The organism is Mesorhizobium sp. M0601, from assembly GCF_040320845.1.
GTDB lineage: Bacteria > Pseudomonadota > Alphaproteobacteria > Rhizobiales > Rhizobiaceae > Mesorhizobium.
The window spans coordinates 47,703-67,625 of record NZ_JAMYQK010000002.1 but is presented as its reverse complement, the minus strand read 5'-3'; the positions used below and the strand labels follow the sequence as shown (position 1 = coordinate 67,625).

Sequence of the window (19,923 nt, the reverse complement as noted above, 5' to 3'; positions counted from 1 at the left end):
TCAATCGCCCTCGTCCTCGTAGCCGACGAGATGCAGCGGCCTGGCGGCAATGCCTTCGAGTTCGCACCAGCGCACCAGAGCCTCCTCGCGGCCATGCGTTACCCAGATTTCTTCGGCGCCGGTCTCCTTGATCGTCGCCGTCAGCTCGTCCCAGTCGGAGTGATCGGAGATGATCAGCGGCAGCTCGACGCCGCCCTGCTTGGCGCGCTGGCGGATGCGCATCCAGCCTGAGGCGAAGCACGACATCGGATCGGGAAAACGCCGCGCCCAGCGATCGGCGAAGGCGGATGGCGGGCCGACGACGATGGCGCCGGCAAAGTCGCTTTTTTGGCCGGTCTCGACGGTCGCCGGTTCCAATGTGCCGAGATCGATGCCCTGGCTCTGGTAATATTCGCTGAGCTTGGCCAGCGCGCCGTGGATGTAGATCGGCTTTTCGTAGCCGGCATCGCGCAGCAGCCGCATGACGCGCTGCGCCTTGCCCAGCGCATAAGCGCCGACCAGATGCGTTCTCTCGGGAAACTGTTCGGTCGATTTCAGCAGCCGGGCGATCTCTTCGGAATCGGGCGGATGCCGAAACACCGGCAGGCCGAACGTCGCCTCGGTGATGAAGACATCGCATTTGAGCGGCTCGAACGGCTCGCAGGTCGCGTCCTTCTGGCGTTTATAGTCGCCGGACGCGACGATGCACGTGCCCTGGTGCGCGACCTTGATCTGGGCCGAGCCCAGCACATGGCCGGCCGGGTGAAAGCTGACGGTGACGCCGTCGAGCGCAATCGTCTCGCCGAGCACGGCGGCTTGCGTCGTTCCGGCAAAACTGTCGCCGTAGCGCAGCCCCATGATGTCGAGCGTCTGCTGCGTCGCCATCACCGAGCGGTGGCCGGAGCGGGCATGGTCGGAATGGCCATGTGTGATCAGCGCCCGGTTGACCGGCCGCACCGGGTCGATGAAGAAATCGCCGGGCGGGCAATACAGCCCTTCCGGCCGGGGATGAAGCAGGTCGCTGGCGCGCATGGCCCCAAGATAGGCGCTAATTCCGGCGCGGGAAGCCTGTTGTAAGTCACTGCTGACTCCAGCATAGAGCGCAAGCCGGCTGCAAACACCCGGCGGAACCCGATCGCATGAAACCGCTCCAGACCTCGTCCGGCGATTTGACCGCCGACCGCCGCGCCGACTATGCCGAAATGCTTTATGCATCCGGCGATCATGCGGCAGCGGCGGAATTGCTGCTCGGCGCGCTCGAACTGGCGCCGCAATGGCCAGCCGGCTGGTTCCGCCTCGGCGAGATGCAGGAAGCGGCGGGCGCGCGCGATCGTGCCGCGCAGGCCTGGACGATGGCGCTGCGGCTGGACCCGGCGGACAGGCTCGGCGCGGTGCTCAAGCTGCAATTGATCGGCAGGGCGGCGGCGGCCCAGGCGCCGCCCAGCGCCTTCGTCGAGACGCTGTACGACCACTATGCCGGGAGTTTCGAGGGTGAACTGGTCGACAGGCTCGGCTACCGTCTGCCCGAATGCCTCGACCGCGCCATCCGGGCAGCACGGCCGGGCCGGTTTTCGCTGGCGCTCGATCTCGGCTGCGGCACCGGCCTCATGGGCCAAAAGCTGCGGCCGATCGCCGACCGGCTGGAGGGTTACGACATCTCGGCCGGCATGCTGAGGCAGGCGCGCGCCAAAGGCGTCTACGATCTGCTCGTCAAGACGGACCTGCAGGATTTTTGCTATTCTGGCCCGAAAGCCGATCTGGTGACGGCGGCCGATGTGTTCATCTATGCCGGCGCACTCGACAGGGTGGTGAACAAGATTGCCGGAATGCTTGCCGGGGGCGGTCTGTTTGCGTTCTCCGTCGAGACGCTCCCGGGCGGAGAATCGTCTGACAGCGCCGGCTTCGCCTTGCAGCCGTCGCGCCGCTACGCGCATTCGCAAGGCTATGTAGAGCGGGTTCTGGATGCCGACGGCTTTTCGATCCTGTCGCTGCAGGCAACGATCATCCGGCAGGATCGCCGCGAACCGGTCGAAGGGCTGGCCGTAGTGGCAAGCTTGCTTTCCGGCAGCGTAAAATCTGGCTAAGACTTCTGCCGCTGCGCATGAGAAGCCGCAGCTGCGAAAGACAAGGAGCACGTTCATGCGCTGGAACATGACGGTCTTGGCATCTTGCCTGGCGATGGCCGGCTGCGTCGGCAATTCGATGTCCGAACGGCAGGACGAAAACGTCCAGTCCTCGCTGCTATATGACAAAGTGCCCTGCGATCAATTGCTGGCGCAACGAAACGGCCTGGCGCAGCAATATCATCTGCCGGTGGACGCCAAGCCGTCCTTCTCCAACCCGGCGACGGGCTTTGGCCCGTTCACGCCGGACATGCGCTCGAAAGCCAAACGCGACGCCGACCAGGCAAGCGGCAAGATCGACGCCATGAACCGGTCGATCAGCCGGCGCGAATGCGGCAAGCCGGCCAAACAGAACAAGCTCGGCCTGACCTGACCGGATCCTAATCCGCCACCTTCCACTGCTCGCGCGAGGCGCTGGCGGGATAGACGCCGAGAATGCGCATTTCGCGCGAGAAAAAGCGCAACTCGTCGAGTGCCAGCTTCACCAGCGGATCGTCGGGATGGCCCTCTATGTCGGCGTAGAACAGCGTCGCTGTAAACGCGCCGAGCTGGTAGCTCTCCAGCTTGGTCATGTTGATGCCGTTGGTGGCAAACCCGCCCATCGCCTTGTAGAGCGCCGCCGGCACGTTGCGGACGCGGAAGATGAAGGTCGTCATCATCCTGGCGTCAGCCGAGGGACGTTCGGCCCATTGCTTGTTCTTGGTCAGCACGACGAAGCGGGTGACGTTGCTGTCGGTGTCCTCGACATTCTCCTCGATGATGTCGAGCCCGTAGAGCGTCGAGGCCAGCGCCGGCGCCAGCGCGGCCATGGTGCGGTCCTTCATCGCGGCGACCATCTTGGCGGCGCCCGCGGTGTCGCCGGCCACCGTCGCCTTCCAGCCGTTCTTGCGGATGTATTTGCGGCATTGGCCGAGCGCGTGGATGTGGCTGTGCACGGTCCTGATCTCGTCGCGCCTGACGCCGGGCAGCACCATCAGCTGGAAGTGGATCGGCAGAAAGTATTCGCCGATGATGTGCAGCTTCGATTCCGGCAAGAGATGATGGATGTCGGCGACGCGGCCGGCAATGGTGTTCTCGATCGGGATCATCGCCAGATCGGCCTTGCCGGTCTCGACGGCGTTGAAGGCGTCCTCGAAGGTCGGGCACGGCAACGGCTCCATTGACGGGAACATGTTGCGGCAGGCGGTGTCGGAATTGGCGCCCGGCTCGCCCTGGAAGGATATTTTGTTGGTCTTTTCAGGCATGCGCGGAGTCTCGGGAATTGAGGGAATTTCTTAGTCGGAAAGGAGCGCCCTGGCGCGTTCGAGATCGTCCGGCGTGTCGACGCCAAGCGGCACCGACTGCACGATCTCCGCATCGATGCGCATGCCGGCCTCAAGCGCCCGCAACTGCTCCAGCCGCTCGCGGCGCTCCAGCGGCGACGGCCTCAGCGCAACGAAGCGTTCGAGCGCGGCGCGGCGATAGGCATAGAGGCCGATATGATGGTAGAGCGGGCCTTCGCCCCAAGGGGCGGTGGCGCGGGTGAAATAGAGCGCCCTGAGCCGCGTCGTCGAGAGTGGCGAGCCGACCAGCTTGACGACGTTCGGATTGGTCTTTTCCTCGCCGCGTACGATCTCGACGCATAGCGTGGCGATGTCGACCGCTGCGTTCTCGAAAGGTTTCAGCGCGGCGCCGATAACAAGGGGGTCGATGGTCGGCAGATCGCCCTGCACATTGACGATCGTCTCGACGCTGTTGCCAGGGTCGAGAATGGTCAGCGCTTCGAAGATGCGGTCGGAACCGGTTTCGTGGTTCGCCCGCGTCATCACCGCCTCGAAACCATGCGCGCGGACCGCCTCCGCAACGCCTTGCGTGTCGGTGGCGACGACGACCCGGCCGAGCCCGGCCTCGGCAGCACGGCGGGCGACGTGGACGATCATCGGAGTGCCGGCGATGTCGGCCAGCGGCTTGCCCGGCAGGCGCGTCGAGGCCATGCGGGCCGGGATCAGGATGAGCGTGGACATGAGGCGGGCAGGGGCTCGAAAAAGAGGGGGACAAAAGTGGCAAAAGGTCTCACTGGCAGCGCCCTTATAGGTGTTGCAACGCCGGAGCAAAAGACCTAGTTTCCGCGCGATTTGACCGCCTCGCAGGGTGGTTCACGATACCGACGGACGGAGTGGACGGATCGGTCCGCCGGAAAAGGGAGCCTGGGGCGTATGGATTCCAACGAAGTCAACAAGCTGCTCGCCGGCTTTCTCGGCACGGTGTTCATCGTCTTTTCCGTTGGCATCGTATCCGACGCGCTGTTTGCCTCGCCGGCGCCGGAAAAGCCCGGCTTCGCCATCGAGGCGACCGAGCCCGCCGAAGGCGGCCCGGCCGCTCCCGCCGCGGCCGTGAAGCCGATCGCCGAGCTGCTGACCACTGCCAACGCCGAAGCGGGCGCCGCCATCTTCAAGAAATGCCAGGCTTGCCACTCCGGCGAAAAGGGTGGCCCCAACAAGGTTGGGCCCGATCTCTGGGACATCGTCGACCGTCCGGTCGCCGAGCATGAGGGCTTTGCCTATTCGGCCGGCATGAAGGAGTTCGCCAAGGGCGGCAGCGAGAAGTGGACCTACGACAATCTCAACCACTTCATCACCTCGCCGAAGAAGTTCGTGAAGGGCACGGCGATGGGCTTCGCCGGCCTGCCGAAGGATGAGGACCGCGCCAACGTCATCGCCTATCTGCGCACGCTGTCGGACAATCCGAAGCCGCTGCCGGCGCCCGGCGCCTCGGCCGAAAACGCCCCCGCCAAGCCGGCCGAAGGTGCAGCCCCTGCCAAGCCGGCAGAAGGCGCGGCGCCAGCCGCCCCGGCGGCACCCGCAAAATAACAAAACTGTAATGACATTATCCTTGAAAAAGCCGGGTTCAGCCCGGCTTTTTCGTTAGGAAAAATGCATATGCGACGACAAAGCCGCTCGGTTGCGGTTTTCAGCGCCGCCAAATGATCTAGATTGGGCCCAGACGCTATGGTGACGGCGCTATATCGCGAAGAGGAGAACGCATGACGGTTGGCCGAGCGCGGGCGCTTCTGAAATCAGTGCTGTTTGTGGCTGCTTTTGCCGGCGGCCTGCAGGCGGCCTTCGCGGACGAATGGCGCACGACCTCGTCGCTGATCGGCGAATCCAAATACGGCGATAATTTCCAGCACTACGATTACGTCAATCCGGATGCACCGAAGGTCGGCACAGTGAACTCAGTGGTGCTCGGCACGTTCGACAGCTTCAATCCTTACATCGTGCAGGGTTCGCCGGCCGCCGGCTTCGCGCAGTTCGGCGGCGGCCTGCTCTACGACACGCTGATGGAGCAGGCGACGGATGAGGGCAGCGTCAACCATCCGCTGATCGCCGATGCCTACAAATACCCGGCCGACTATTCCTCGGCGACCTACCGGCTCGACCCGCGCGCCAAATGGCATGACGGCCAGCCGATCACCACCGACGACGTGATCTGGTCGTTCCAGGTGCTGAAGGCCAACAGCCCGATGTACAGCCGTTATTTCGAGAACGTCACCGACGCGGTTGCGATCTCCGATCGCGAGGTGGAGTTCCATTTCAACCAGAAGGGCAATCGGGAGTTACCTCAGATTCTCGGCGGTCTCGTCGTGCTGCCGAAGCACTGGTGGGAAGGCACCGACGCCAACGGCAAGAAGCGCGACGTCACAAAGCCGACGCAGGAGCCGCCGCTCGGCTCGGCCGCCTACAAGATCGCCAGCTTCAAGCCGGGGTCCGAAATCATCTGGCAGCGCGTGCCGGACTACTGGGCGGCCAAGCTGCCGGTGAAAGTTGGCCGTGAGAATTTCGACAGGCAGCGTTTCACCTATTTTCTCGACGACAATGCCGCCTGGCAGGCCTTCACCAAGGGCGGGCTGGACGACATCAAGCCGGAGAACAGTTCGAGGCGCTGGAACACGGCCTATAATTTCCCGGCAGTTCAGGCCGGCGACGTCATCAAGAAGGAATTCAAGACCGCGTCGCCCGAACCGATGCAGGCCTTCATGCTCAACACCAGGCGCCCGCTGTTTAGGGATCGCCTGGTGCGCGCCGCGCTGATGTATCCGTTCGATTTCGAGACGATGAACCGGACGCTGTTTTTTGGCTCCAACACCCGCACCAGCAGCTATTTCCAGGGCACTGAGCTGGCGTCGAGCGGCCTGCCGCAAGGCAAGGAACTGGAAATCCTCGAGCAGTACCGCGACAAGCTGCCGCCTGAAGTCTTCACCCAGGAATTCAAGCTGCCGGTCTACGACACCGCCCAGGCGGAGCGCAAATACCTGAAAACCGCGGTCGATCTGTTCGCCAAGGCAGGCTGGGTGATCAAAGGCGGCAAGATGGTCAACGCCAAGACCGGCGAACCGTTCAAGTTCGAAATCCTCGGCTGGAACGACACCGACCAGGTCATCGCCAGCCCCTACATCGCCAATCTGCGCAAGATCGGGGTCGACGCGACGCTGCGCCTCATCGATCAGACCCAGTATATCAACCGAGTCACTCACTTCGACTTTGACGTGGTCACTTCGATACTCGGGCAGTCGGACTCTCCCGGCAATGAACAGCGCGATTTCTGGAGTTCCAAGGCCGCCGATTCGCCGGGATCGCGCAATTACGCCGGCATCAAGAATCCGGTCGTCGATGCGCTGGTCGACCGGATCATCTATGCCACCGACCGCGACGATCTGGTTGCCGCCACCCATGCGCTCGACCGGGTGCTGTTGTGGAATTTCTACGTCGTGCCGCAATATTACCGTGCCGTGGTCTGGCTCGCCTACTGGAACAAGTTCGGTATGCCGGAGAAGCAGCCCGCCTATAGTGGCGTCGACCAGAATTCCTGGTGGGTCGATCCGGTCAAGGAAAAGGCGCTGGCGGCCAAATACAAGAGTGGCAATTGATGACGGCGCTGCCCCGTCGCGACTTCCTCGCCCTGGGCGGTGCCGCCGCGGCCGCGGCGCTGCTGCCCGGCCGGGCTTTCGCCACGATCCCGACCGGCGTGAAACTGCACGGCCTGTCGGCCTTCGGCGATCTCAAATATCCTCCGGATTTCGCGCATTTCGACTATGTCAATCCGGACGCTCCCAAGGGCGGCCGGATGAATTTCGCCCCGCCGAACTCCACCCTCAATCAGAGCTTCCTGACTTTCAACACGCTGAACTCGCTGGTGTTGAAAGGGGATTCGCCGCCGCGCACCGAGCTCTGCTTCGATTCCCTGATGGCAAGGGCAGTCGATGAGCCGGATGCGGTCTACGGCCTGCTTGCCGAATCCGTCACCTTGTCGCAGGACCGCAACGGCTTCCGCTTCAGCCTGCGGCCACAAGCGCGCTTTCATGACGGCTCGCCGCTGACGGCTGAGGACGTTGTCTTCGCCTTGAACCTCTACAAAGACCGGGGACATCCGAACCTATCCCAAGCACTGCGGCATATGACGGATGCGGTCGCAATCGATCCGCTTACAGTCAGCCTTACCTTCAACGGCCAGCAGTCCGCGCAGAATATCCTCGCCATCGTCGTAATGCCGATCGTGTCCAAAGTTTTCTACACGGCCAATGATTTCGACGCCTCGACGATGACCCCACCGCTCAGTTCCGGACCGTACAGAGTGGGGCGGGTGGTGGCCGGGCAGACTGTCGAATATGAACGCGTCGCCGATTATTGGGGCCGCGATCTGGCCGTGAACCGCGGGCTTAATAATTTCGACCGTATCCGTATCGATTTCTACCTTGATCGCCAGGCAGCCTTTGAAGCGTTCAAGAAAGGGGATACGCATTTTCGCGAGGAGTTCACCGCGCGGGTATGGGCGACCGGCTACGACTTTCCAGCGCTGAAGGATGGCAGGGTCGTCAAACGCGAATTTCCCGGCGAGAAAACGCCATCCATGCAGGCTGTCGCACTCAATCAGCGCCGTCCGCAGTTCCGCGACATTCGCGTGAGACAGGCAATCGCCTATTGCTTCGACTTCGAATGGACCAGGCGGGTTCTGTTTTTCGACTCCTACGAGCGTTCGCAATCGAACTTCGAGCGGTCGGATTACAAGGCCAAGGGCCTACCCTCACCCCAGGAATTGAAACTGCTGGAGCCGTTTCGAGCCGAGTTGCCGCCGGAGACCTTCGGCGATCCGGTGATGCAACCCGTCTCTGACGGTTCGGGCCACGACCGCAAGCTGCTGCGCGAGGCTTCGAGACTGCTTGCCGAAGCCGGCTGGAAGCGAACGGGCAATTTCGTCGTCAATGACAAGGGCGACCGGCTGCGGGTGGAAATGCTGGCCGAGGACGATGGCCTCGTTCGCATCTTCCTTCCGTGGTCCGAGAATATGAAGGCGATCGGCATCGACGCTTCGGTCCGGCAGGTCGATTCGGCGCAGTTTGAAGCGCGGCAGAGCAATTTCGACTTCGACTTCAACATGCTCGCATGGTCGATCGGAGCGACGCCAACCGCCGATGGTTTGGAGATCCTCTATGCTTCCCGGATGGCGAAAACGCCGGGGATGCGCAACTATCCGGGTACGGAAAGCAAAGCCATCGACGCGCTGATCGAGGCAGCCGGCAAGGCGCAGAGCCGGATCGAACTCGTCACCGCGCTCAACGCGCTCGATCGGGTCTTGCGCGCGCGGCTAGACTGGATTCCAACATATCATCTGGCGAATCACCGGGCAGCCTTCTGGGACATGTTCGGCTTTCCCGCTCAAAAGCCGGATTACGACTTTCCGGTCGAGACGCTGTGGTGGTTCGATAAAGACAAGGCGGCAAAGATTGGCAAAGCCTGAATTTCTTGCGAGCGCTGGCGCCGCCCCTCACCTGCCTGCCGGCATCCTCTCCCCGTATAGCGACGGGGAGAGGGGCGCTTTCATCGATGGTTTCGCCGATCATAAGCGTCGCAATAGAAGCGCCGAGACTACGGCCAGCCCCTTTCTCCCCGTCACTATACGGGGAGAAATGTCCGGCAGGACAATGAAGGGCGGCACCGTCTTCGGCAATTGGCCTGGGGCGATTGCCTTAGGGGCACCTTCAGACACAATGGTCGTCCTCAAGGAGGGTAAAGCCTGATGGGCGCCTACATATTGCGCCGCATCCTTTTGATGATCCCGACCCTGTTCGGTATCATGGCGGTGTCATTTGCCGTCATCCAGTTTGCTCCAGGCGGGCCGGTCGAGCAGGTCATCGCCAGGCTGACCAACCAGGGCGGCAGCGATCGCCTTGGCGGCGGCGGGGGCGATGCGGGCGGCGCCAATGTCGATGTCGCCGGCGACGTCGGCTCGAAATACCGCGGCGCGCAAGGGCTCGATCCGGAATTCATCAAGAAGCTGGAGAAGCAGTTCGGCTTCGACAAGCCGCCGCTCGAGCGCTTCGGCATGATGCTGTGGAACTATCTCCGCTTCGATTTCGGCGACAGCTATTTCCGCGACATATCGGTGCTCGACCTGATCCTGGAAAAGATGCCGGTGTCGATCTCGATCGGGCTGTGGATCACGCTCTTGTCCTATCTGATCTCGATCCCGCTCGGCATCCGCAAGGCGGTCAAGGACGGCTCCACCTTCGACGTCTGGACCAGCGGCGTCGTCATCGTCGGCTACGCCATTCCCGGGTTCCTGTTCGGCATCTTGCTGATGGTGCTGTTTGCCGGTGGCTCGTTCTGGGACTGGTTTCCGCTGCGCGGCCTCACCTCCGACAATTGGGACCAGCTGTCCTGGCCGCAGCGGATCGTCGACTATTTCTGGCATATGACCCTGCCGCTGACCGCGCTGGTGCTGTCGGCCTTCGCCACGACGACGCTTTTGACCAAGAATTCCTTCCTCGAGGAAATCCGCAAGCAATATGTGGTCACCGCCCGCGCCAAGGGCCTGTCGGAGCGGCAGGTGCTTTATGGCCACGTCTTCCGCAACGCCATGCTGATCGTCATCGCCGGTTTTCCCGGTGCCTTCATCTCGGCATTCTTCACCGGGTCGCTGCTGATCGAGAACATCTTTTCGCTCGACGGCCTCGGCCTGCTTGGTTTCAACTCGGTGGTGCAGCGCGACTATCCGGTGGTCTTCGCCAATCTCTACATCTTCTCGCTGCTTGGCCTGTTCGTCGGGCTGCTGTCCGATCTGATCTATACCTGGGTCGATCCACGCATCGACTTCGAGCGGAGAGACGTCTGATGGCGCAGGTGACAGCCGAAACGGCGCCGCCTCGGATCGCGCGGCCCTTTCTGTCGCCGCTCAACCAGCGGCGCCTGCAGAACTTCAAGTCCAACCGGCGCGGCTACTGGTCGTTGTGGATTTTCCTGTTCCTGTTCGTGCTGTCGCTGGTTTCCGAACTGATCGCCAACGACAAGCCGATCATCGCCTCCTACAAGGGCGAGATCCTGTTCCCGGTCCTGGTCGCCTATCCCGAGGAGAAGTTCGGTGGCTTCTATGCGGTCACCGACTACCGCGACCCGGTCATCCAGGACGAGATCAACGCCAATGGCTGGATGGTCTGGCCGCCGGTGCGCTACTCCTACCAGACCGTCAACAACGCTATTCCCGAAGCAGCACCGACCAAGCCGTCCTGGCTCTACGACAAGAAGACGCGCTGCAACCAGTATCCGAAAGGCGAGGCAGACCCCAATTGCAACGTCGGCAACTGGAACTGGCTGGGCACCGACGACCAGGCCCGCGACGTGCTGGCGCGCGTCATCTACGGCTTCAGGATCTCGGTGCTGTTTGGCCTGATCCTGACTGCCGGCTCGGCGCTGATCGGCGTGGCGGCCGGCGCTCTGCAGGGCTATTTCGGCGGCTGGACCGATCTTCTGTTCCAGCGCTTCATCGAGATCTGGTCGGCGATCCCGGTGCTGTATCTGCTCTTGATCGTTGCCGCCATCCTGCCGCCCGGCTTCTTCATCCTGCTTGGATTGATGCTGCTGTTCTCCTGGGTGGCACTGGTCGGCGTGGTGCGGGCCGAGTTCCTGCGCGCCCGTAACTTCGAATATGTCAATGCGGCGCGCGCGCTCGGCGTGTCCAACGTCACCATCATGTTCCGGCATCTGCTGCCCAACGCCATGGTGGCGACGCTGACCTTCCTGCCCTTCCTGCTCAGCGGCTCGATCTCGACGCTGACCTCGCTCGACTATCTCGGCTTCGGCCTGCCGCCCGGCTCCGCCTCGCTCGGCGAACTGTTGAAGCAGGCGCAGCGCAACCTCAACGCGCCCTGGCTCGGCATTTCCGGCTTCGTCGTCATCTCGCTGATGCTGTCGCTGCTGGTCTTCGTCGGCGAGGCCACCCGCGACGCCTTCGATCCGCGCAAGACGTTCAGATGAGCGACACCCCGCTGCTCTCGGTCCAGGATCTCAGCGTCGCCTTCACGCAAGCCGGCGACCAGTCGATCGCCGTCGACCATATTTCCTTCGACCTTGCCAAGGGCGAGACGGTGGCGCTGGTCGGCGAATCCGGCTCCGGCAAGTCGGTCACCGCGCTGTCGGTGCTGAAGCTGCTGCCCTATCCGACCGCCAGCCACCCGTCGGGAAGGATACTGTTTCTCGGCGCCGACCTGCTTGCCGCCGACGAGAGAGACCTGCGCCGCGTGCGCGGCAACAAGATCACCATGATCTTCCAGGAGCCGATGACCTCGCTCAACCCGCTGCATACGATCGAGCAGCAGATCGTCGAGGTATTGAAGCTGCATCAGGGCCTGGGGGATCGCAAAGCCAAGGCGCGCACGCTGGAACTTCTGCACGAGGTCGGCATCCGCGAACCGGAAAAACGGCTCGACGCCTATCCGCACCAGCTATCCGGCGGCCAGCGCCAGCGCGTCATGATCGCCATGGCGCTGGCCAACGAGCCTGAACTTTTGATCGCCGACGAGCCGACGACGGCGCTCGACGTCACCGTCCAGGCGCAGATCCTCGAATTGCTGGCCGGCCTGAAAAGCCGCAAGAACATGTCGATGCTGTTCATCACCCACGATCTCGGCATCGTCAGGAAGATCGCCGACCGGGTCTGCGTGATGACCAAGGGCAAGATCGTCGAGACCGGCCCGACCAAGGAGATATTCGCCAATCCGCAGCACGCCTACACGCGGCATCTGCTTGCCGCCGAGCCGAAAGGCAAGCCGCCGGCGGCCAACCAGACCGCCAAGCCGGTGATGGTCGGCAAGGACGTCAAGGTCTGGTTTCCGATCAAGAAGGGCTTCTTCCGGCGCACCGTCGACAATGTGAAGGCGGTCGACGGCATCGACGTCGCCGTGCGGGCCGGCCAGACGCTTGGCGTCGTCGGCGAATCCGGCTCAGGCAAGACGACGCTCGGCCTGGCGCTGGCCAGGATGATCTCGTCGACCGGGACCATCCAGTTCAACGGACGCGGCATCGATCAGCTGTCCTTCAACGAAATGCGGCCGTTGCGGCGCGAGTTGCAGATCGTCTTCCAGGATCCGTTCGGTTCGCTCAGTCCGCGCATGTCGGTCGCCGAGATCATCGAGGAAGGGTTGAAGATCCATGAGCCGAAGCTGTCGCCCGATGAGCGCGACAGCAGAGTCGTCGACGTGCTCGGGGAAGTCGGCCTCGATCCGGCGACGCGCAACCGCTATCCGCACGAATTCTCCGGCGGCCAGCGCCAGCGCGTCGCCATCGCGCGCGCCATGGTGCTCAACCCGCGTTTCGTCATGCTGGACGAGCCGACCTCGGCGCTCGACATGAGCGTGCAGGCACAGGTCGTCGACCTCTTGCGCAGCCTGCAGGCCAAGCACGACCTCGCCTACCTCTTCATCAGCCACGATCTGAGGGTCATCCGCGCGCTCGCCAATGAAGTCATTGTCATGCGCAACGGCAGGATCGTCGAAGCCGGACCTTCCGAACAGATTTTCGGCAACCCGCGGACCGATTATACAAAGGCGCTGATCTCGGCCGCCTTCAAGATCGAAACGGCGCCGGTCGGCATCGTCAGCGAGTAGATTTTCGCCAGAGATCATGCACAAAATCAAAACGCTGCCGCGCCTTGCGCGTCGGGACGCGAACGCTGTTGGTAAAAAGGGAAAAACAATCCGCAATGGAAAAAGGCCGCATCCTGCTTGCCCTCACCGGTATTCATCCGCTGCGCTGGCGCGAGCTGCTGTCGGCGGAGCGCGAGGTGGTGCTCGAGCCGAACGGCGCCGGCGATCCCTCGATTACCTATGCTGTGGTGTGGAAACAGCGGCCGAACCTGTTGTCGTCGCTGCCCAATCTGCGCGCCATCTTCTCGATCGGCGCCGGCGTCGACCACATCTTCGCCGATCCCACCTTGCCCGACGTACCGGTCGTCAAGGTGGTGGCCGACAACCTGACCCAGTACATGACCGAATACGTCGTCTGGCGGGTGCTCGATCACCATCGCCAAGGCATGCTCTACCGCGCCCAGCAGCAGAAGAAGATCTGGCATGAACCGCAGCAGCGGCCGGCCAGCGACATCTCGGTCGGCATTATGGGGCTCGGCACGCTTGGCCGCGCGGCGGCATCGGTGCTGTTGTCGCTCGGCTTTCCCGTCAATGGCTGGTCGCGCAGCGATCGGCCGATGCAAGGTGTCTCGACTTACGCGGGCGAGGCCGGCCTGATCCCGTTCCTAAACGCCACCGACATCCTGGTGGTGCTGCTGCCGCTGACGCCGCAGACGCACGGTATCATCAACCACGGCGTGCTGAAGGAGCTGCGCAAGCGCAACGGCCTCGGCGGCTCAGTGCTGATCAATGCCGGGCGCGGCAGGCTGCAGAAGGACGCCGACATTTTGCGCGCACTGGACGACGGCACGCTGAAGGAGGCCAGCCTCGACGTGTTCGAGGTCGAGCCGCTGCCGAAGACCAGCCCGCTATGGAGCCATCCGAAAGTGTTCGTGACGCCGCATGCGGCGGCAACTTCCGATCCGGTCCACCTGGCGCCGATCATGCTGCGCCAGATGCACGCTTTCGAGCGCGGCGAACCGCTGGAAAATGTGGTAGACCGCAACGCCGGGTATTAGAGCGCCGCTTTCCAGTCTCAGCCCCAGCCGAGCGGCACGTAGTCGATCTCCATAAACGCCGCGACCTCGGGGATCCAGCGGTCGCGGACGAAGGCGACGTGGTCGGGATGGTCGTTGTAGCCGGAATAGGCCCGCTGATCGGCGAACTCCATCGAGAAGCCGAAGCGGTAGTCGTTCTTGGGACTGACCTGCCGCAACTGCTCGAAATGCGTGACGCCCTTTATCGCCGTGAGAATCCTCTTGGCGTCGGCGAGGAACCGTTTTTCCTCGAGCGAATGCGGCGGGTGTTTCAGCGTGAACACGACGGTGTGACGGATCATTTTCTGCTCCTGCGATGTCTTCGTCTCACGCGCTGTCGGCCCAGGCGCGGATGAGGTTATAGGCGATCGCGCCTTTCGGCGGCGTCACCAGGCCGCCCGGATGTTCCCTGGCCAGCATCGACAGCACCTCGTCGCGAAAGAACCAGCGGCAATCTTCCAGCTCGTTGAGGTCGGGCTGGATATCGTCATTGAGCGGTTCGCCGAAGCAGCCGATCATCAGCGAATAGGGGAACGGCCAGGGCTGGCTGGCGTGGTAGACGACGCGGCCGAGCCTGATGCCGGCTTCCTCCAGCGTTTCGCGGCGCACCGCCGCCTCGATCGTCTCGCCCGGCTCGATGAAACCGGCGAGCGCCGAATACATGCCGGGCCCGAAATGCCGGCCGCGGCCGAGCAGGCATTTTTCGCGTGTTGCCGTCAGCATGATCGCCACCGGGTCGGTGCGCGGAAAGTGCTCCGTACCGCAGGCCAGACAATGCCGCTTGTAACCGCCCGCCCGCATCTCGGCTTCGGTGCCGCATTTGCTGCAGAAGCGATGGCTGGCATGCCAGGCGAGCAGCGCCGCCCCTTGCGCCAGCGCGCCGGCGGCCGCTTCGTCGATCAGCCCCTGCATATAGACCGAGCGATAGTCGATCGCCTTGATCGTCTCGGGAAGCTGCTCGGGCTCGACCCCGGCCGGCACCGCCAGCACCGGGCCGCTTTCGGAAAAACCGAGCAGGACGCCGTTTTCGAGCGATGCTTCGAGCGGCCGGCATTCGGCCACGCCGAACCAGGGGTCGAATGCGCCTTGCGCAAGCTTCAGATAGAGCCGGCCGCCACGCATCAGCAAAAGCCGCGCCGAGGGATCGGCGAGTGCCTTTTCGACGGAATCGTCGGCGCGGTTTTCGGACTGCCGGTCGATAATGTTGCCGGCGAAGCCGACGAACTGGCTCGGCTCGCGCAAGGGCGCGTCAAACAGGCGAAAGCTCATGCAGACTCGGGAAGGTTCAAGGTGGACACGGGAGAGGCTTATAGCGCTGCCTTGATCTTTTCCGCAAACTTGCGAAGGTCGGAGCGCTGATAGGGCTCGCGCAGGCCGTGCCCCCACACCGGGCCGGGCCAGCCGGGATCGCCTTCCGAGCGCGCAATGACGTGTACATGCAGCTGGCGCACGATGTTGCCGAGTGCGCCGGTGTTGATCTTGGTGCAGCCGGTCACCCGCTTCAGCGCCAGCGCCACCATGTTGGTCTCGAAGGTCAGCATCGCCTGGTCCAGCGGCGTCATGTCGTGGATTTCCTCGATGCCCGGCCGCTGCGGCACCAGCAGCAGCCATGGCCAGCGGCGGTCGTTCATGACGCGCAATTCGCACAGGCCGAGCCACATCAGCTGTTCGCTGTCGGCTTCCAGCTGGGCGTCAAGCGTGAATCCGGCCTTGAGGCCCGGCAGCATCGGCGTTTCCCTCACTTTTTGACGTTTTTTGAACTCCATCGACGCTAGAGCGGCTTCCCAGGGGCCGCAAGGGGCAGCAAGCAACATTGGCCGTCGCGGCGCTGATTGTGCGCGAAGAAGTGAGGGCCCGGGCAAATTGCATCAGGTTGGCGCTGCCCCGCCGAGGTCGACGATTTTGATCGCGGCCACATTTTGTTCTTGCTTTGTGCCGGCAGCTATGCTAGTAATCTCGCTATGGTGATTATTCGCACCAACGACCCGCCCGCCAAGGCGGGTTTTTGGTTTCAGCTTTCGCCGTCGCTCAAGGCCCCTATCATCCGCACTTGCATTTCATCGCCGGATTGCCGATATGGAGGCTGGGAGGTTGGTGGTGGACGGTCCACTCGCCAACCGGGTCAGGTCCGGAAGGAAGCAGCCCTAACGAGCCCGGAACGGGTCATTGTTCCAGCCTCCCGCCTCTTCGCCTTTTGCCCCGACATTGACGGCGCCAAGCCGTGCGGGCGAAACTATGCGCAGGAATCGGCCGCCTCCAGTGGCAGCCCTTGGAGCTTAACGGGCGAATGAGCGAAGCCGGAAACGAGGCCGGGAAATTGGACAAGCCTGCCGCCTACCGCGTGCTGGCGCGCAAATACCGACCGTCGAATTTCTCCGAACTGATCGGCCAGGAGCCGATGGTCCGCACGTTGACCAATGCCTTTGCCACCGGCCGCATCGCCCAGGCCTGGATGCTGACCGGCGTGCGTGGCGTCGGCAAGACGACGACCGCGCGCATACTCGCGCGGGCCCTGAACTACAAAACATCGACAGTCGACCAGCCGTCCGTCGACCTTGCCGTGCTCGGCGAGCATTGCCAGGCGATCATGGAGGGCCGGCATGTCGACGTCATCGAGATGGACGCCGCCTCGCATACCGGCATCGACGACATCAGGGACATCATCGAGCGTGTGCGCTACGCCCCGGTGTCGGCGCGCTACAAGGTCTACATCATCGACGAAGTGCACATGCTTTCCAACCAGGCCTTCAACGGCCTGCTGAAGACGCTGGAAGAGCCGCCGCCGCACGTCAAGTTCATCTTCGCCACCACCGAAATCCGCAAGGTGCCGATCACCGTCCTGTCGCGCTGCCAGCGTTTCGACCTCAGGCGCATCGATGCGGCAATGATCAAGGCCGACCTTGCCAGGATAGCCGGTCTGGAGGGCATCGAAGTCGAAGACGATGGGCTGGCGATGATCGCGCGCGCGGCCGAAGGCTCGATGCGCGATGCGCAGTCGATCCTCGACCAGGCGATCGCCCATGGCGGCGGCGCGGTCAGCGCCGAAGCGGTGCGTGCCATGCTCGGCCTTGCCGACCGTGCCCGCATCGTCGACCTGTTCGAACATGTCATGAAGGGAGACGTCGCCGCCGCACTTGCCGAATTCCGTGCCCAGTACGATACCGGCGCCGATCCTGCCGCGGTGCTGACCGACCTTGCCGAGTTCAACCATCTGGTCACCCGTCTGCGTTTCGTGCCGGCTGCCATCGACGACGCCTCGCTGTCCGAGGACGAGCGCCGGCGCGGCGCCGATTTCGCCAGCACGCTGTCGGTCAAGGTGCTGTCGCGGACGTGGCAGATCCTCTTGAAAGGTATTCCCGAGGTGCAGACCTCCAACCGCCCGGTCAGCGCCGCCGAGATGGTGCTGATCCGGCTGGCCCATGCCGCCGACCTGCCGACGCTGGACGAGGCGCTGAAATCGCTGGAGAACGGCGTTTCCCTGCCGGGTGCCGCGCCGCGCGCGAATGGCACGCCGGCAAGCCCCGGCCCCGCAAACCATGCGCCTGCAGGCGGTGGTGCCGGCGCCGTGGCGCAGGCGCGGATGCCGACGTCCAATGGCGGCGCCCAGACAATGCGCCTGGTCGAGACGATGCGCCTGGTCGAGGCCGAGCCCGTGCCGACCAACTTCGTTGCTCCGCCGGAGCCGGCGGTCGAGGCGCCGCCGGTGCCGGTGAAATCGCTGGCCGACATTGTCGCCCTTGCCGACGCCCAGCGCGACATGGCCTTCAAGGTGCTGGTGAAGCGTTGCGTGCGCCTGGTGCGCATCGAGCCCGGTCGTATCGACGTCAGCCTGACCGACGATGCGCCGAAGATGTTGCTCAATGATTTGACCGCCAAGCTGCGCGCCTGGACCGGCCGCAACTGGCTGGTGTCGCTGTCGAAGGACGAGGGCGGCCAGACCTTGGCCGAGATGGAATCGACAAAGCGCGAAAACGCCTTCCTCGATGCCAAGAGCGACCCGACGGTCGCCGCCATCCTGGCGCGCTTTCCCGGTGCCAAGATCATCGACGTGCGCATTCCCGATGCGCCGGAAGCCGACGAGGCCGAAGTGCCGGTCGAGCCGCCGGCCGACGACGACGAAACCTGAACAACCTGGACCAGCTGCAAAGGACAGTGCGATGAAAGACCTTCTCGGCATGATGGGCAAGGCAAAGGAAATGCAGGCCAAGTTCCAGGCCATGCAGGATGAGATCGCCACGCTGGAAGCCACCGGGCAGGCCGGCGGCGGCCTGGTCAGCGTGACGCTGACCGGCAAATTCGAGATGAAGTCGCTGAAGATCGACCCGGCGCTGTTCAAGGAAGACGAGGTCGAGATTCTCGAGGACCTGCTTCTCGCTGCCCACAACGACGCCAGGACCAAGGTCGAGCAGATCATGCAGGAGAAGACCAGGGCGCTGACCGCGGGCCTACCGATCCCGCCGGGAATGAAACTGCCGTTCTAAGGCTAGTGCATGTCGCGCAAAAGAGTGCAGCGGTTTTGCGATAACGACATGCATCAAAACAAGAACCTAAAGCGCGTCGCATGAGGCCGGTCGAACGCGACGCGCTAGTCAATCGGTATGCCGTTACAGTGGCCGAAGAGTGCAGCGGCCCAGTGCTCGCTCTACCGCCAACTGTGTCTATTGGGCAACTCCCCACACTTAATAACGCTTTAGCCATCTTTTTGCCTGAAAGTGTCTCATTCTTGCCGCAACCAGGGGCGGGCTGGCAGCAGAATTGAGGGGACACCTGTTGATCTCTACCCGATGGAAGACGCCGTTGCGGCTCGGCGTCGTTATCTCGCCGCTGTTTTTGGCCGCTTGCAGTCAGACCGCCTCGCACGGCATGTCCAGCCTGACCGATGCCATTACGCCGAGTTTCCTGAGCTCGCGCTCCTACAATTCCACGCCGAAGGAGAAGGAATGCCTGGAGCGGGCGATGTTCTTCGAGTCCAACCGCTCCAGCCGTGACGGCATGATTGCGGTCGGCACCGTGGTGATGAACCGGCTGCGGTCCGGCAATCACGGCAACACCATCTGCCAGGTCGTCGGCGAGCGCGGGCAGTTCGCGCCGGGCGTCATGACACGGCCGATGAATTCGAAGGCGATGCCCGACGTCGAGGAAGCCGCCGAGGCGGTGCTCAAGGGCGAGCGCAAAGCCAAGCTGAAGAACACCATGTATTTCCACACCGCCGGCCTGCGCTTCCCCTACAAGAACATGCACTACACCATGGTCGCCGGCGGCAATGCCTTCTATGAAAAGCGCGGCCGCAACTGGCAGCCGCTGCCGGACGAACCGGTGGTCGCCATGGCCCAGGCCAAGCCGCAAGCGCCTGCCGCTCAGGCCATACTTGTCGCCTCGGCGGAGCCGGCTCGCGAGGTCAAGCCGACATTTGCCAAGGCAACCTATGTTACCGCCGCCGCATCGCTGCCGGCAAAGCAGACAAGGGTGACCGCCGGAATGGCGACCCCGGAGAAGGCGACGGCGGAGAAGCCGATGCTTGTGGCGCTGCAGGAACCAATGCAGGAGCCGGATGCGGCCCGTTTTGGCGGAACCGCGAGCGAGCGGCCTGTCACCTCCTTCCAGGCCGCGCCGGCAGAGCCGACAATGTCGTTCGAGGCGACGCCCGAGAACACCGACGCCATCGGCGCGATGATCGCCGGCCAGACCCGACCACTGGAAGAAAACTGAGGCGGCAGCACTGGCCGCGACGTCGGCCTTCCCTTCTCCCCTTGTGGGAGAAGGTGGCCTCGCGGAGCGAGGTCGGATGAGGGGTGCTCCAGCTTGGCATCGACGGCGCTCCGGCCAACACCCCTCAACCGTCTTGGCGCTG

18 protein-coding genes and 1 other RNA gene are annotated in these 19,923 nt (G+C 63.3%); 13 read left to right on the top strand and 6 right to left on the bottom strand.

All coding sequences use genetic code 11. From position 1 onward, the window contains the following. Entirely contained in the window at positions 1–1,011 is a 1,011-nt protein-coding gene (locus tag NKI41_RS02830) for a ligase-associated DNA damage response exonuclease (protein WP_352470029.1), read from the bottom strand. 107 nt (positions 1,012–1,118) lie between these two features. Here NKI41_RS02830 and NKI41_RS02825 point away from each other — a divergent pair, with 107 nt between their 5' ends. Both NKI41_RS02825 and NKI41_RS02820 read left to right on the top strand, forming a co-directional pair. Then, positions 1,119–2,063, top strand: coding sequence for a methyltransferase domain-containing protein (locus tag NKI41_RS02825; RefSeq protein ID WP_352681288.1), 945 nt, complete (start codon positions 1,119–1,121; stop codon positions 2,061–2,063). Positions 2,064–2,118: 55 nt separating this feature from the next. Next, the gene (locus tag NKI41_RS02820; protein WP_352681286.1) at positions 2,119–2,475 is read left to right on the top strand and encodes a hypothetical protein; all 357 of its coding nucleotides are present in this window, start codon (positions 2,119–2,121) and stop codon (positions 2,473–2,475) included. A gap of 7 nt (positions 2,476–2,482) precedes the next feature. Here the strand turns inward: NKI41_RS02820 and NKI41_RS02815 are convergent, their stop codons facing one another. Both NKI41_RS02815 and NKI41_RS02810 read right to left on the bottom strand, forming a co-directional pair. Then, positions 2,483–3,346 carry a prephenate dehydratase gene (locus NKI41_RS02815; RefSeq protein ID WP_023717847.1) on the bottom strand — a complete coding sequence of 288 codons (864 nt, stop codon included), beginning with the start codon at positions 3,344–3,346 and terminating at the stop codon, positions 2,483–2,485. A gap of 30 nt (positions 3,347–3,376) precedes the next feature. Further along, a complete protein-coding gene (locus NKI41_RS02810) occupies positions 3,377–4,105 on the bottom strand; it encodes a 3-deoxy-manno-octulosonate cytidylyltransferase (RefSeq protein ID WP_352681284.1) in 729 nt (242 codons plus the stop codon). Positions 4,106–4,297: 192 nt separating this feature from the next. Here NKI41_RS02810 and NKI41_RS02805 point away from each other — a divergent pair, with 192 nt between their 5' ends. The 7 genes from NKI41_RS02805 (at position 4,298) to NKI41_RS02775 (ending at position 14,054) form a co-directional block, all read left to right on the top strand. After that, positions 4,298–4,951, top strand: coding sequence for a c-type cytochrome (locus NKI41_RS02805; protein WP_352681282.1), 654 nt, complete (start codon positions 4,298–4,300; stop codon positions 4,949–4,951). Between the two features lie 173 nt (positions 4,952–5,124). Further along, on the top strand, positions 5,125–7,008 hold the full coding sequence (locus tag NKI41_RS02800) for an extracellular solute-binding protein (protein WP_352681280.1): 1,884 nt from the start codon (positions 5,125–5,127) through the stop codon (positions 7,006–7,008). After that, positions 7,008–8,876: an extracellular solute-binding protein gene (locus NKI41_RS02795; RefSeq protein ID WP_352613862.1), complete on the top strand. Its 1,869-nt coding sequence runs from the start codon at positions 7,008–7,010 to the stop codon at positions 8,874–8,876. Before NKI41_RS02800 ends, NKI41_RS02795 begins: the two co-directional genes overlap by 1 nt. Positions 8,877–9,155: 279 nt before the next feature. Beyond that, positions 9,156–10,250 (top strand): microcin C ABC transporter permease YejB, encoded by a 1,095-nt coding sequence (locus NKI41_RS02790; RefSeq protein WP_352681278.1) that lies wholly within the window; start codon positions 9,156–9,158, stop codon positions 10,248–10,250. Further along, positions 10,250–11,389 carry an ABC transporter permease gene (locus tag NKI41_RS02785; protein WP_352681276.1) on the top strand — a complete coding sequence of 380 codons (1,140 nt, stop codon included), beginning with the start codon at positions 10,250–10,252 and terminating at the stop codon, positions 11,387–11,389. Before NKI41_RS02790 ends, NKI41_RS02785 begins: the two co-directional genes overlap by 1 nt. Beyond that, positions 11,386–13,017 carry an ABC transporter ATP-binding protein gene (locus NKI41_RS02780; protein WP_352681274.1) on the top strand — a complete coding sequence of 544 codons (1,632 nt, stop codon included), beginning with the start codon at positions 11,386–11,388 and terminating at the stop codon, positions 13,015–13,017. Before NKI41_RS02785 ends, NKI41_RS02780 begins: the two co-directional genes overlap by 4 nt. A gap of 95 nt (positions 13,018–13,112) precedes the next feature. Continuing rightward, positions 13,113–14,054 (top strand): 2-hydroxyacid dehydrogenase, encoded by a 942-nt coding sequence (locus NKI41_RS02775; RefSeq protein ID WP_352681272.1) that lies wholly within the window; start codon positions 13,113–13,115, stop codon positions 14,052–14,054. A gap of 17 nt (positions 14,055–14,071) precedes the next feature. Here NKI41_RS02775 and NKI41_RS02770 read toward each other — a convergent pair whose 3' ends face one another. The 3 genes from NKI41_RS02770 to NKI41_RS02760 are packed head-to-tail and all read right to left on the bottom strand — an operon-like array spanning position 14,072 to position 15,799. After that, positions 14,072–14,374, bottom strand: coding sequence for a Dabb family protein (locus NKI41_RS02770; protein ID WP_292662251.1), 303 nt, complete (start codon positions 14,372–14,374; stop codon positions 14,072–14,074). A gap of 25 nt (positions 14,375–14,399) precedes the next feature. Then, positions 14,400–15,341, bottom strand: a complete 942-nt coding sequence (gene nudC, locus NKI41_RS02765; protein ID WP_352470042.1) for an NAD(+) diphosphatase — start codon at positions 15,339–15,341, stop codon at positions 14,400–14,402. 38 nt (positions 15,342–15,379) lie between these two features. After that, complete coding sequence (locus tag NKI41_RS02760; RefSeq protein ID WP_023676868.1) at positions 15,380–15,799, bottom strand: HIT family protein; 420 nt, start codon at positions 15,797–15,799, stop codon at positions 15,380–15,382. A gap of 359 nt (positions 15,800–16,158) precedes the next feature. Here NKI41_RS02760 and ffs point away from each other — a divergent pair. The 4 genes from ffs (at position 16,159) to NKI41_RS02740 (ending at position 19,781) form a co-directional block, all read left to right on the top strand. Continuing rightward, positions 16,159–16,255, top strand: an RNA gene (gene ffs, locus NKI41_RS02755) — signal recognition particle sRNA small type. A gap of 104 nt (positions 16,256–16,359) precedes the next feature. After that, positions 16,360–18,198, top strand: coding sequence for a DNA polymerase III subunit gamma/tau (locus tag NKI41_RS02750; RefSeq protein WP_352681270.1), 1,839 nt, complete (start codon positions 16,360–16,362; stop codon positions 18,196–18,198). A 31-nt stretch (positions 18,199–18,229) separates the two neighbouring features. After that, positions 18,230–18,553: a YbaB/EbfC family nucleoid-associated protein gene (locus NKI41_RS02745; protein WP_352470044.1), complete on the top strand. Its 324-nt coding sequence runs from the start codon at positions 18,230–18,232 to the stop codon at positions 18,551–18,553. Positions 18,554–18,842: 289 nt separating this feature from the next. Next, positions 18,843–19,781 (top strand): cell wall hydrolase, encoded by a 939-nt coding sequence (locus tag NKI41_RS02740; RefSeq protein WP_352470045.1) that lies wholly within the window; start codon positions 18,843–18,845, stop codon positions 19,779–19,781. Positions 19,782–19,923: the final 142 nt, after the last annotated feature.